The sequence below is a fragment of the Qipengyuania algicida genome (genome assembly GCF_009828025.1).
Lineage (GTDB): Bacteria > Pseudomonadota > Alphaproteobacteria > Sphingomonadales > Sphingomonadaceae > Qipengyuania > Qipengyuania algicida.
In genome coordinates, this window is sequence record NZ_WTYA01000009.1 from 1 (window position 1) to 14,156 (window position 14,156).

8 protein-coding genes are annotated in these 14,156 nt (G+C 61.7%); 3 read left to right on the top strand and 5 right to left on the bottom strand.

What is annotated here, in order from left to right; all coding sequences use genetic code 11:
* Positions 1-235: 235 nt before the first annotated feature.
* The 5 genes from GRI58_RS11610 to GRI58_RS11630 all read right to left on the bottom strand — a co-directional run bounded on the left by GRI58_RS11610 (position 236) and on the right by GRI58_RS11630 (position 10,322).
* On the bottom strand, positions 236-2,287 hold the full coding sequence (locus GRI58_RS11610) for a glycoside hydrolase family 97 protein (protein ID WP_160753776.1): 2,052 nt from the start codon (positions 2,285-2,287) through the stop codon (positions 236-238).
* Complete coding sequence (locus tag GRI58_RS11615) at positions 2,284-3,885, bottom strand: alpha-amylase family glycosyl hydrolase (RefSeq protein ID WP_160753891.1); 1,602 nt, start codon at positions 3,883-3,885, stop codon at positions 2,284-2,286. The genes GRI58_RS11610 and GRI58_RS11615 overlap by 4 nt, the downstream gene beginning before the upstream one ends.
* A 23-nt stretch (positions 3,886-3,908) precedes the next feature.
* Positions 3,909-5,780, bottom strand: a complete 1,872-nt coding sequence (locus tag GRI58_RS11620; RefSeq protein WP_160753777.1) for an alpha-amylase family glycosyl hydrolase — start codon at positions 5,778-5,780, stop codon at positions 3,909-3,911.
* Positions 5,777-7,294: a tryptophan halogenase family protein gene (locus GRI58_RS11625; RefSeq protein WP_160753778.1), complete on the bottom strand. Its 1,518-nt coding sequence runs from the start codon at positions 7,292-7,294 to the stop codon at positions 5,777-5,779. Before GRI58_RS11625 ends, GRI58_RS11620 begins: the two co-directional genes overlap by 4 nt.
* A gap of 121 nt (positions 7,295-7,415) precedes the next feature.
* Entirely contained in the window at positions 7,416-10,322 is a 2,907-nt protein-coding gene (locus tag GRI58_RS11630; protein WP_160753779.1) for a TonB-dependent receptor, read from the bottom strand.
* A 264-nt stretch (positions 10,323-10,586) separates the two neighbouring features.
* Here GRI58_RS11630 and GRI58_RS11635 point away from each other — a divergent pair, with 264 nt between their 5' ends.
* The 3 genes from GRI58_RS11635 to GRI58_RS11645 all read left to right on the top strand — a co-directional run bounded on the left by GRI58_RS11635 (position 10,587) and on the right by GRI58_RS11645 (position 14,155).
* Positions 10,587-11,615 carry a LacI family DNA-binding transcriptional regulator gene (locus tag GRI58_RS11635; protein WP_160753780.1) on the top strand — a complete coding sequence of 343 codons (1,029 nt, stop codon included), beginning with the start codon at positions 10,587-10,589 and terminating at the stop codon, positions 11,613-11,615.
* 105 nt (positions 11,616-11,720) lie between these two features.
* Positions 11,721-13,268, top strand: coding sequence for an MFS transporter (locus GRI58_RS11640; protein ID WP_160753781.1), 1,548 nt, complete (start codon positions 11,721-11,723; stop codon positions 13,266-13,268).
* Positions 13,220-14,155, top strand: coding sequence for an ROK family protein (locus tag GRI58_RS11645; RefSeq protein ID WP_160753782.1), 936 nt, complete (start codon positions 13,220-13,222; stop codon positions 14,153-14,155). Before GRI58_RS11640 ends, GRI58_RS11645 begins: the two co-directional genes overlap by 49 nt.
* Position 14,156: the final 1 nt, after the last annotated feature.

Sequence of the window (14,156 nt, forward strand, 5' to 3'; positions counted from 1 at the left end):
CTGACCTTCGCCATCTTCAGGACGCACATCGCTGCTGCTGGCAACATCCGGGCTCAAAGCCATGCGCTTTTCCTCTCAACCGATTTGGCGATCCGTTCTCTCGACCGGCCGCAGGGCTGCCTTTTCTAACGCTCGACTATCCGAATAATCCAGCTTGGGCCAGACATGGCTGAGCCATTATACCCTCAAGCCTGAGCTGAATACGATTGCGCTTGTCCGGAGCGCTGCTCGATCGTCAGCGCTTCGTTGGTGCCAGCGAAATGGCAAAACCCCCGGCCCGAGCCATCGGGACCGCCAGTTTCTCGCCTTTCCTCACGGTCCTGGTGCCGATGGCGATGCGGTGCTTGGCCGCCTGATCGCCGAGCCCGTCCGCGCCGTCCCCGTCGCGATAGATTGTGGCGGTATAGCTGCGGTTCGGATCCAGGAAATCGAGCGTCAGATTGGCAGTGCGCGCCTTGTCGTCGGTCACCCCGCCGACATACCACGCATCGGAATGGCGATCCTTGCGCGCGATTACAGCGTGTTCGCCGATTGCGCCGTCGAGCATGATCGAATCCGACCAATCGACGGGGACCTGCTCGATGAATTTCAGTTCCTGCGGATATTTGGCAAGGTTCTCGATCGTGTCGGCGGCCATTTGCAGCGGCGAATAGATCACCACGTAATAGGCCAGCTGGCGCGCGATGGTGGAGGGGATCGGCGTGTTGCCACGCCCGGCCAGAGAGAGCACGCCGGGCGTGTAATCCATCGGACCCGACAGCAGGCGAGTGAACACCAGCGTCGGCACATGGCTGGGCGGGTTCTTGGGCACGCCCCAGGCATCATATTCCGCCCCGCGCGCGCCTTCGCGAGCGACGAGGTTGGGATAGGTACGCCGCAGCCCCGTGTCCTTCACCGGCTCATGCGCGTCGATAGCGACATGATATTTTGCCGCAGCAAGTGCGACTGCGAGGTGATGCTGCACAGAGCGCTGGCCGTCATGCCATTCGTAAACCTCGCCCTTGCACGGATCATAGATGTCAGCGTTGCAGCTGATCAGCCCGCCTGCATCGGCAACATAGCCGGTCTTGACCGCCTCGATGCCGAGCTTTTGGTCCATCGCGAAAGCGGCATCCATCTGCTTCTCGAAATTCGCGATGTTTCCGCCGGTTTCATCGTGACCGATGATGTCCACGCCCTTCTTGCGGGCATAATCGGTGACGGCTTTCAGGTCGTAATCGGGATAAGCCTCGGTGAAACTGAAATCGCGACCATTGCCGAACCAGGTCCCGTCCCAGCCCTTGTTCCAGCCTTCGACCAACACGCCGCCAAAGCCATGCTTGGCTGCGAAATCGATGTATTTCTTTGTATGCGCAGTGGTAGCGCCATGGTCGGGACCGCTCGCCCAAGTCCAATGGTTGAGGTGCAAGTCCCACCATATCCCGATAAACTTCTGTGGGTGCACCCAGCTCACATCGCCCAGCTTGTTGGGTTCGTTGAGGTTGAGCTCCATCGCGCTTTCGAACAGGCCCTTGGGACTGTCGGTGATCAGGATCGTGCGCCAGGGCGTGTTGAACGCGCCATGCCGTACGACCTTCGCACCGCGCGAGGATGGGGCAAGCTCGGCCCGCAGCGTGGTGCCCCGCATTCGCCGCAGCCACATGCTCGAATAATCGACCAGTGCCGCCTCATGAAACGAGAGATACGGCCCGTCCGCCAGATGCATGGTCACAGGCGTGTTCACCGTCGACAGCGCAGAGATCGGCGACTTGGAATAGATATATTCGTAGCGGTTCCAGTCGCCCGCCGGGATCGACCAGGCCGTGCCGTCACCCGCAATCGCAAACTCGGTCAGTTCTTCGGCGATATTGGCGGTCTTGAGGCTCGCCTGATCGGGAAATTCATAACGGAAACCGACGCCATCGTCGAACACCCGCACACGCACGGTCATCCGCCGTGCGCCGGGATCGCTCTGCTGCAGGGCTATCGCCAGCTCTTTGTGGTTGTTGCGGATGAAGCGCTTTTCGCCCCACGGCTGCTCCCAGCGCGTATCGGCAGTGGCGGTGGTCTCGCCAATGATCTTGAAATCGCGCCGCATCGGCGGGCTGTCGGTGAAGTTGAAGCCCAGGTCCGACTGATCGATGACTGGCTTGCCATCGCGCATTACCGAATAATACGGCACGCCCTCGCCGGTCACGTCGAGTGTCACCACGATACGTCCATCGGGCGAGGAGACGGTTGCTGCCTGCACAGGAACTGCTGTCACAAGCAGGGCGACAAAGGCCAGCAGCCGAATGGGAAGTTTCATAGTGAGATCACAATTGCGGAGAAGGGGGGAAGAGCAAAACTGTCAGCGTCATTGACCGAGGCGATGATCGTGCCGCGGCCTGCGTTTTCGGCGAGGGCGAGCGTCGATCCCCCCAGATTTGCCAGCAATCGCACGGTTTCGCCTTCCGCCTCGCGCTCAAGCCATAGCAAATTGCCTTCGGCTCGGCAGGCCGTGACCCGGCCATGGTGCAAGGCAGGATGCGCGCGCCGCAGTGCGAGCATGGCGCGGGTATGTTGCAGTAGCGATCCGTCATCACGCTGTTGCACGTCGACCGCGCGAACGCGATTCTCCTCACCCACGGGCAGCCATGGCTCGCTGGAGCCGAAACCGGCATCGCCAGCCTCCGCCTGCCACGGCATCGGCGTGCGCGCACCGTCGCGGCTAAGCGTCAGCGGCCAATTGGCGATCGCTTCGGGGTCGTGGAGCTGTTCGAAAGGAATATCGACCTGAGTCAGGCCCAGTTCCTCACCCTGATAGAGGATGATGTTGCCGCGCAGGCAGGCAAGCAGCAACAGCTTAAGCCGCGCATAGGCAGCCTGATCCCCGGCCTCGCACCAGCGTGACAGCGCACGCGGCGCATCGTGGTTTTCGAATGCCCAGCTTGGCCAGCCAACACCTGGCTCATCCGGCCATTCGGCCAGTGCGCTGCACAGCGTTTCCGGCTTCAATTTGTCGGCATACAGGAAATTGAACCCATAGGCCGAATTGAGATGGGTTTCGCCCTGTGTGAACGCCTTCATCTCGCGTTCGGCGTCGTCCCCGCCAACTTCGGCAACCGTAAAAATCGCCTCGTAGCTGTCGGTCAGCGCCCGGATTCGCTCGATAAAGGAGGGTATGTCAGGATGGCTTTGATTGTAGATTTTGCGCTGGAAATCGAACGGGCGCGTGCGCGGCTTGCCAGTGGCGGGCGCGGGCGGATTGTCGCGCAATTGCAGGTCGTGCATCGCAAAATTGAGCGCGTCGATGCGGAATCCATCGACCCCGCGGTCGAGCCAGAAGCGCATGACATCGAGCACCGCATCCTGCACTTGCGGATTGTGCAGGTTGAGTTGCGGCTGGCTGCTGAGGAAATTGTGCAGGTAATATTGCCCGCGCCGGGCGTCCCACGTCCACGCGGGACCCCCGAACACGGACTGCCAGTTCGACGGTGGCGACCCGTCGGGCTTGGCATCTGCCCAGACATACCAGTCGCTTTTCGGACCGGCTCTGTCTGCGCGGCTTGCGATGAACCAGTCGTGCTGGTCCGAACTGTGTGAATAGACCTGATCGATCAGAACCTTGAGGTCCAGCTCATGCGCGCGCACCACCAGCGCATCGAAATCCGCCAATGTCCCGAAGATCGGGTCAACATCGCGGTAATCGGCCACATCATAGCCGAAGTCTTTCATCGGCGAGCGGAAGAACGGGCTCAGCCAGATGGCATCGACGCCAAGCTCGGCGACATGGTCGAGTCGGCTGGTGATCCCGGGCAGATCGCCGATTCCATCGCCGTTGGCATCCATGAAACTGCGCGGATAGATCTGGTAGATCGCCGCGCCTTTCCACCAGGGCAGCGCGTCAGTGCTGCTGGCGTGCATCGTGTGTGGACTGAGAGCTTGGTTCATTGCGTTTGCTCTTTGACGCGGCACACCGCCCAGCCGAAAGCGGGCAGAGCGATGGGTGCGCTGCCGGGGGCGCTGACGGCGGTGGGGCATTGGCCCGAAAGTGCCTCGAATGTACGCGCGCCATAGCCTACGACCACATTGGCGCTGCGATCTTCATCGGCGGTGTTGAATGCGATCAGATATTCATCGCCCGTCTTGGGATCGAAGCGGCTGACGGCGAAAATTCCCGGACCTTGCTCATAATGGCGCACCACCTGCCGCCCAAGGGTGAGCGCCGGATTATGCTCGCGGATGCGCGACAGCTCTGCGATCAGGCGGAACAGCGGCCCGTCGGTATCGAAATTGGCATCGGCGGTGGTCTTGTCGGACCCCAGCAGGTGTTCCTTGTTATAGACCGCGACCTTGCTCGGCATCATATCCTCGCGCGCCAGCTGGTCGCCGCCCGAGCCTGGAAAGCCCTGCTCGTCGCCGTAATAGATCACCGGCGCACCGCGCAGCGTCAACAGCATGGCATGGGCCAACTCGACCCGCTGAAGCAGCTCGGCTTGCGAAATATTCGGCATATCCTCTTTGACGAGGCTGGCGAAGCGTCCCATGTCGTGATTGCCGAGGAAGGTCGGCAGGTTCAGCGCGGCTTTCTCGCCGCCCTGGTAAAGCACGTCGCCGGCGAACAGATCAGCCAGAACGACAGTGCCCTTGTCCTGCCCCACCACTTCGCGCACCGCCTGCTGGAAAGCGAAATCGAGCACCGCGGGCAAATGATCGCGGCGGGTGTATTGGGCGATGTAGCCGTTGTTGGCGTCTTGCCTGAAGACTTCGCCGAACATGGTGAAATTGGGGATGCCCTTCGCGTGCGCGACCTTCATGATCGCCGGCACGAACACGCGCCAGAAACCCGGATCGACATGGCGCGCGGTATCGATGCGGAAGCCGTCGATCCCGTAATCCTCGATCCATTTGGCGTAGATGTCGATCATCCCCCTGCGAACGCGCGGGTTCTCGGTGAAAAGGTCGTCGAGCCCGGAAAAGTCGCCAAACCGGCTGTCTTCGCCGGTGAAGGTCGAATTGCCGCGGTTGTGGTAGTAGATCACATTGTTGAGCCAGTCCGGCTTCTTGATGTGTTCCTCGCCCTTGGGAATGTAGGGGGTATAAGCGTAATCGGGATCGGTCAGTTTCGCGAAATTTTCGGGCGTCGAAACCGTGTCGCCCATGAAACCGGGATTGATCGGTTGGCCCTTCAGACCGAGCTTGCGCGAATAAGGATAGTCGCCGCGGCTGCGATATTTGTAATCGTTCGCATCGCCCTCGCGATAACGAATGACGTCCGCCGTATGGTTGGTGATGATGTCCATGTAGACCTTCATTCCCATGGCGTGTGCCTTGTCGACGAAGGTCTTGAATTCCGCCTTGGTCCCAAAGTGCGGATCGGGCTGGGTGAAGTCGGTAATCCAGTAGCCGTGATAGCCGGCGCTCTCATGACCCTTCGGACCTTGAACGGGCTTGTTCTTGAAGATCGGCGCGAACCAGATCGCGGTGATACCCAGCTGTTGGAGATAGGGCAGCTTCTCGGTCAGGCCTTTGAGGTCGCCTCCGTGGTAGAAACCCTTGTCGCTGGGATCGAACCCCGTCGAAAGCCTGCCGCCGGTGTAACCGCCGGTATCGTTCGACGTTTCGCCATTGGCGAAGCGGTCGGGCAGGACGAAATAGATTACCTCCTGCGACGGTGCGCGCTGGCGGAGGGCAGCGAGTGAGGCAGATGCCTCCGCGGCTGATTTACCGACCGCTTTGGGAGCAGCATCGACGGTTTGAGCGGCGACGAGCAGCGCGACGGCCGATGAAAGCGACGCGAGGTGACGTATGGCGATCATGCGGACAACTCCTGGTGTGCATCGCAGTGGTGGGAAACGAATTGCGCATGATCCGGCATCTGGGCGACCTCGCGGGCGATCAGTTGCTCGATGACCGACATGTATTCGGCAAGTTCGGATGACGAGATTGCATCGGCGATCGGATGGTGACCGCGCGGCATCAATCCCTGGCCTACCAGCACCTGAAGCCAGCCGACTTCGGTGAACAGTTCCTCATGCTCGCGCGTAATATGGCCGTTGCCACACCACAGGGCGATTTTGGAAGCCAGTGTATCGGGCAGTTCCATCGCGCGGAAGGCTTGCCAGAATGGTTCTTCGCGCCGGTTGGCGTGGTAGTGCAGGATCAGGAAATCGCGAATGCGCTCCCATTCGAAATCACTCTGGCGATTGAATTCGTCGCGATCTGCCGGCTCCACCCGACGTCCGGGGATGAGCTTGAGCAACCGAGCAATGGCCGACTGGATCATATGGATGCTGGTCGATTCAAGCGGCTCCATGAACCCCGCCGCCAACCCCATCGCAATGACGTTGTGCGACCACGCCTGCTGCCGCTTGCCGGTCCGGAAGCGGATCAGACGCGGGTCGCCTTGCGGTTCGCCTTCGATATTGGCCAGCAGTTGCGAAGCTGCCGCATCATCGTCGAGATGCGCGCTGGAATAGACGATACCATTGCCGGTGCGATGCTGGAGCGGAATGCGCCATTGCCAGCCCGCCTGATGCGCGCTCGCACGGGTATAGGGGGTGAAATCGGCCGCTCGCATCGACGCCACGGCCTGGGCGCTGTCGCAGGGAAGCCAGCGCGACCAGTCGTCGAAACCGACGCCGAGTGTTTTTGAAATCAGCAGCCCGCCAAACCCGGTGCAGTCGATGAAGAAATCGCCCGAAACCTCGTGTCCGCCATCGAGGGTCAGCGTCGCGATATCGCCGCTCCCGGCGTCGCGGTGGACATGGGCAATCCGCCCTTCGATACGCTCGACCCCGCGCGCTTCGGCGTAGCGCCGCAAATGGGCCGCATAGAGCGCCGCATCGAAATGAAACGCATAGGGCATGTCCGGCAGCGTCTTGGCGGTACGCGGCCGGCCCCGCTGCATCCGTCCGGCCAGCGCCGCCATATTGTTCAGCGAGTAGCGTACGAGTTCGCCGTCGGCCTTGCCCTCGGCCATTGCGCGCAGCCAGTACTGATGGAACGGCAACAGACCTGCATCGCGCCCGATATCGCCGAAGGCGTGCATGTATCTGGTGCCCGGCTTCACCCAGTCAACGAACTCGATCCCCAGCTTGAAAGTGCCCCCGGTGGTGCGCAGGAATTCGTCTTCATCGAGGCCCAAGGCATCGTTGAAAAGGCGAATTTGCGGGATCGTCGCTTCGCCGACGCCGACGGTACCGATGGCATCGGATTCGATCAGGGCAATGGAAAATCCGCTGCCGAGAAAGCGCGCGAAGCTTGCTGCGGCCATCCATCCCGCAGTCCCGCCGCCGGCAATGACGACGCTGATCGGAGTGGAGCCTGTCATACCGCTTCCCCTCTTCCCCTGAGCGCAAGAAGACACATTCCCCGCCGCCAAAGCAAGTGGCGGCAGGCTCCAAAAAGGCAGGGTAGCGGACGGATAGCCGCCGCCACCCTGCCAGGGAGGATCAGAACTTGTAGCTCAGGCCGATGAAGTAATCGCGGCCATAACGCTGGTAGTCGATGACCTGCCGTGGATCATCGTTCTGGTAGGTGACGAATGGCCGGTCGGTCAGGTTCTTGCCTTCAAGCAGGATCGACAGCCCCTGAAGCGGCCCGCTCTGGAACTCATATCCAATCTGTGCATCGAGGATGGCTTCTGCCTTGGCCTGCCGATAGGTGGGATTGGCCGAAAGACCAGCAACCTCACCCAGGAAACCCGAACGATAGCGATAGCTCACGCGAGCCTGGAAGCCGTGCTTTTCGTAATAGAGCTGGGCATTGGCGACCCAGTCGGAAAGCCCCGGCAGGGTGATGACTTGCGTCGGATTGCTACCCAGTTTGATCGCGCTATCGGTGTAGGAACCACTGGCGAAGATTCCGAAGCCGCTGAGAGCCGGAGTAATGGTTTCGAACGGAAGCGATGCCGTGGCCTCGAAACCCAGCAGGTAGCCCTGGCCGTCATTCGCCGGAGCCTTGACCAGACCGATGGTATTGTTGCCTACCAATGCCTGATTGGCGGGTGACAGCAGGCTAACAAAGTTCGAGAAATCATAGGCATAGCTGGCCTGTGCATCGACATAATCGGTCAGGTGCTTGAAGTAACCTGCGAGTGAAATGTAGCCGCCGCGCGAGAAGTATTTCTCGACCGAGACGTCGATATTCGTCGATTGATAAGGCTTGAGCTCAGCATTGCCGCCCGAGATGCTGAACGGGCTGAACTGCGGGTCCTGCGTCGGGTTGCTGATGCCAACCTTGGAGTTGTCGACATCCACCTCCTGGTTCACGCGCTCCTGATCAAGACGCGGACGGACCATCGTCTGCGAGGCACCCAGTTTGACGTAGAAGCCCGGCTCGAGCTCGACCGAGAAGGTCGCGCTGGGCAGGAAGTTTGTATAGCTGATGCCGCCTGATGCCGGATTGATGGTGACAACGGGATTGCCGTCGATGACGTTGAAACTCGAGGTGCTGCCGATCGAGCTCTGGTCGGTATGAACGACCTGGAAACCGATCGACCCCTTGATCGCCTTGCCACCGGCTTCGCCATCGATCTTCAGCTGAGCGTAACCGGTCCAGACCTTTTCCGTGACGGAATTGTCGCGGACCAAGGAGACCGGGCGGTTGTCGTAAACGGAGTTGAAGAAGTTATCGTAAAGATAGAGCGGATTGAGCCCGAGCACTCCTGGCACGCCGAGATAATCGAGCGGCACGTTGCTGCCGAGTAGCGCGCCATCGGGAATGGCTGCCTCGGTCGGAGTTCCGCTGTTAACGGTGCAGCCGGTCCCGCCACCCGGAGGGCACAGGAATTCGGAACGGAAAGCGCTGACCTTCTTGCGCTGCGAATAGTTCGCACCGATGGCCCAGCCGCTGAAAATGCCTGCGTTGTCGAGCTCGCCATTCAAGTCCGCACGCAGGGCCTTGAGGTCGTCGGTGAAATCGGGAGTATTGAGGAAGCCCGACTGCACGACCGGCGTTGTGCCGTTGTAGCCCCAGCCCTGCGGATCGGTGATCTTGAAGATACTGGTATCGGTATAATCGAGCGTCGGAACGATCCTGAACGTGCCGTCCGGCTGTTGCGTGACATTGACGGTATCACCCGGGCCGGATTTGGCATACCCGGCGCCGGTGTAGGTTTCGAGCAGGAAGTCGGTACGGGTTGCACGCGACCAGCTGGCATCGACCGTCAGGTTCAGCTTGTCGTTGAGCTTCAGGACGTTGTTCCAGCCGATCGACCAGTTGTCTGCCTTGCGCTCGTTATAATCGTTGCGCTGCACGGCGTGGACGTTGGAGAATGTCTCCTGGACGTTGAAGCCATCGACGACGGTGAAGCCGCCGGTGTGAACGCCGGTCGCATAGCCCGGATCGGTCGGATCGTTGACAACGCCGCCATATCCCAGCGGGAACTCGATCCCCTTGAACCGCTGCTTCTCGTTGAAGTGCGAATAGAGGATATCGAGCGTCGAATGGAACCGGTCGCTGGGTTGCCACTCGATCGTTGCCACACCGCCGATGCGGTTGAGCAGGTTCGACTGGACGTATGGCTTGGCGCCGCCCAGTTCCAGCGCCCCATTGGTGGCGGTGGAATAGCCCCAGGCGTTGTAGCGCTCGTCCTGCGAGGGGATGGAGGATGCCGAAACGCCAAGCGCGATGCCCAGTGTGTCGTTGGCAAACTGATCGACGTAGGTCGCGCTGCCGCGATAGCCGTAGCGGGTGCCGTCGGGGGTCAGCTTGTCGATGCCGTTCATTTCGGCGCGTGCGCCGATCGAGAACACGCGCTTGTTCACCGCCAGCGGTCGCAGCATCCGCAGATCGACCGTCCCGGCGATGCCCGAGGAAATCAGCGAAGCGTCGGCGGATTTATAGACATTGACGGTCTGGAAGAACTCGGAAGGATACTGGTCGTATTCCACGCCGCGATTGTCACCCACGGTGACCTGTTCGCGGCCGTTGAGGAGCGTGGTCGAAAAGTCCGGGCCGAGGCCGCGGATCGACAGGCGCTGGTCGCGACCTTCGAGCCGCTGTGCCGTCACACCGGGAAGGCGCGCGAGCGAATCGGCGATCGATACGTCCGGCAGCTTGCCGATATCCTCGGCAGTGACCGAGTCGACGATCAGAGTCGAATTGCGCTTGATCGCAGCCGATTTCGCGAGCGATGCACGAAAGCCGGTGACAACGATCTCATTTGACGGTGCCGTAACGGTGTCTGTGCTGGTCTGAGTATCGACATCGGCGGTCGGAGTAGCTTCGGTAGCCTGATCGGGCGAAGCGGTGGCCGTGTCCTGTGCATGTGCGGCAAGCGGCAGCGTGAGTGCGCCGAGTGCGATTGCCAGTGTGCCAAGGCTGGTACCGGACGTCAGTCCGTTGCGAAGTGCCATCAGTATTCTCCCCAAATCGGCTGCATCGTTCAGCCGCAATTGCCGGTTCGGGGGCTCCGCAAGTAGAAGGAAAGGGCCCCCGATCGCGGCCCTCATCGACCGATGTTGTGCTTCGCGAAAGCTGGCATACGTATGTTTGTGCAATGCAGCATCACTGACTGTGGCGAATTTGCATCATTATCGGGGATAGTGCGAAGTACGGATTTGCGCCTCTTTGCGCCGGGCCGCGAGCGTCGTAGCCAGTGGATCATTGGGGAGTAAGTCATGGGTCGCGCGCCGAGCGGAAGACCGACGAGTTTCGATATCGCCTATCGGGCCGGGGTGTCCCAGCCCACCGTCAGCCGCGCGCTGCGCGGGGATCGCTCGGTCAGTCAGGCGACTCGCGAGAAGATCGAGGCGATCGCGCGCGAACTCAACTACATCGTGGACCGCAACGCCTCTTCGCTCCGTTCGCAGCGCACCGATACCATCGCCTTGCTGTTCTTCGAGGATGGGGCCGACGACAACCTCATCAATCCCTTCTTCCTCGCGATGCTGGGTTCGATCACGCGGGCCTGTGCCAATCATGGCCTCGACCTGCTGATCTCGTTCCAGCGGCTGGAGGACAACTGGCACGTTCGTTACCAGGATTCCAAGCGCGCCGACGGGCTGATCCTGCTGGGATATGGCGACTACGCGCTCTATGCCAAGCGGATCGAACAATTGCTCGAACAAGGCACGCATTTCGCGCGCTGGGGATCGGTCAGCAGCGATACGAGCGGCCAGACCGTGGGCTCGGACAATCTGGGCGCCGGGCGGCTCGTGGGCGAACATCTGCTGGCCATCGGACGCCGCAAGATCGCCTTTCTCGGCCATGCCGACGAGAGCTATCCCGAATTCGCCCATCGCTATGACGGCATGTGCGATGCGCTGCGCGAGGCTGGCGTCGAACCCGATCGCGCGCTGCAATACGATGCTTTGACCAGCGAGGAGGCTGGCTATCGCGCGGCCAGCGCGCTGATCGCCAGCAGGCGGCCGTTCGATGCGGTCTTCGCCGCCAGCGACCTGATTGCCATCGGTGCCTTGCGCGCTCTGGCCGATGCCGGGCGCAGCGTGCCGGGAGATGTCGCGGTGGTTGGCTTCGACAATATCCCCTCTGCCAGCCTGACGAACCCGCCGCTGACCACCATCCAGCAGGATCTGTCCGGCGCCGGAGAGCGGCTGGTCGAAACGCTGCTGGCACAGATCGAGGGGCGCGAGCCACCGCCCTCGCGCTTGCCGACCAAGCTGATCCTGCGCGCCAGCACGCAGTAGCGTGTTCACATTCGTATGCAGCTTGCGGCGGGCAGGGGGCCGTGCAAGCGTAGCGCCCTGATGCGAAACCGGCGCTACGACCGGCCCGCAAGCGAGAGGAAATGCATGGAGCAGGCGTACACCGGCAGGGCGAATGGCGCAGTGGCGCATGGCGAAAAGCCGCGTCTCGGCTTTTGGGCGCTGTTCAACATGAGCTTTGGCTTCTTCGGCATCCAGATCGGCTTCGCGCTGCAGAATTCGAACATGAGCCGCGTGTTCCAGACGCTCGGCGCGAGCCTGGACACCTTGCCGGTGTTGTGGATCGCCGCGCCGCTCACCGGGCTGATCGTGCAGCCGATCATCGGGCATCTGTCCGACCGCACCTGGGGGCGACTGGGGCGGCGGCGACCGTATTTCCTGACCGGCGCAATATTGGCCGCAACCGCGCTGTTCCTGATCCCCGAGGCACCCGGCTTCGGCGCGCCGCTGCTGTTCGCCGCAGCAATGCTGTGGCTGCTCGATGCCTCGCTCAATATCTCGATGGAGCCGTTCCGTGCCTTTGTCGGCGATATGCTGCGCACCGATCAGCACGCGGCGGGCTATGCGGTGCAGACCGCTTTCATCGGCGCAGGCGCGGTGGTGGGATCGATTTTCCCCTGGCTGCTCGACCAATATGGCGTCGCTAACGTCGCATCAGGCGGCGGGATCCCCGATACTGTTCGCTACAGCTTCTGGGCGGGCGGGGCTGCCTTGCTCGTCGCGGTGCTGTGGACGGTGCTGACCACGCGCGAATACAGTCCCGAACAGCAAGCCGCTTTCGCGCAGAGCGCAGTCGCTACCCCGCAGGCCGAACATCAGGCCGCCCCGCTGGCATCCAAATCCTATCTGTCGAGCATCCTGTGGATCGCCGCGGGCATCATTGTCGTCCTGCTGGTGGAGCCGTTTCAGCTCAAGATCGAGATCGAATTCCTTGGTGCAATGCTGATCGTATACGGCGCGCTCAGCGCGATCGCGATCTTCATGGCGCGGCAGGGGCGTGGCGCGAACATGCTCTCCAGCATCGTCGGCGATTTTTCCGGGATGCCGCCGGTAATGAAGCGGCTCGCGCTGGTGCAGTTCTTCAGCTGGTCTTCGCTGTTCATCATGTGGATCTATTCCGGGCCGATCGTGTCGCAATATTTCTTCGGTAGCACCGATACCGCCAGCCAGGCCTATAATGACGGGGCCAATTGGTGGAGCCTGATCTACACGATCGAGAACGCGGTTGCCGCCGTCGCGGCGCTGGCCGTGCTGCCGTGGCTGTCGCGCAAGATCGGACAGGTCGGCACGCATATGGTGGCGCTGCTGTGCGGAGCGGCTGGCTTCCTCGGCTATTTCGCCCTGCGCGATCCGAACCTGCTGATCGTTTGCGAGATCCTGAAGGGCATCGCCTGGGCCAGTATCCTGGCCATGCCCTATGCGATCCTGGCCAGCAATCTGCCGCAGGCCAAGCTTGGCGTTTACATGGGGCTGTTCAACATCTTCATCGTCGTGCCGCAGTTGCTTGTGGCGACGGTGATGGGGTCGATCATGGAGGCGTTCTTCCCGACCCAGCCGATCTGGACGATGCTGTTCGCCGCCGGGTCATGGATCATCGCTGCGCTGGCGATGCTGCGGGTCAGGGCGGCGCTGTGACTGGCGCCTTGATCGGTGCGATCGAGGCGGGGGGAACCAAATTCGTCCTCGCACTGTCCGATGCAGACGGCACGCTGATCGAGCGCGGACGGATCGCGACCCGTTCGGGGCATGAAACGCTGGCCGAAGCGCGCGATTGGTTCGCCGCCGCGGCTGAGCGGCACGGATCGATCGGTGCGTTCGGCATCGCCAGCTTCGGGCCGATCGGGATCAATCCGGACAGCGCGGACTATGGCGTCTATCTCTCCACCGTGAAGCCCGGCTGGCACCGCACCAGCCTTGCCGAAGCACTGGCCCCGTTTGCAGCACCAATGGCCGTGCAGAGCGATGTCAACGGCGCGGCATTGGCCGAGACACTGCACGGCGCGGGGCGCGGCCATCAGGTCGTCGCCTATACCACCGTGGGCACGGGAATTGGGTCCGGCGTGGTCAATCGCGGGGCGATCATGGGCGGGATCAGCCATTACGAAACGGGGCATATCCATGTGCCGCAAGATCCCGCCATCGATCCGTTCGCGGGCGTCTGCACCTATCACGGCAATTGCTGCGAAGGGCTGGCCAGCGGTCCGGCGATCATGGCGCGCTGGGGGCACGATTTGTCCGGGGCAAGCGAACAGCAGATCGCGCTGATCGCCGGCTATCTGGCGCATCTCTCGGTCGCGCTGATCTCCTTGCACCGGCCCGACCGACTGATTTTCGGCGGCGGTGTCATGCAGGCGGCAGGTGTGCTTGATAGCCTGCGCCAGCAGACCCGTGCGATCGTCGCGGGATATCTGCCTGAATGGGATGCCGATCTGTCCGAACGTATCGTCGCGCCTGAGCTGGGCCATGACGCCGGGATCATCGGCGCGATCGAGCTGGGGCGGTGCAAACTCACAGGGGGGTAGT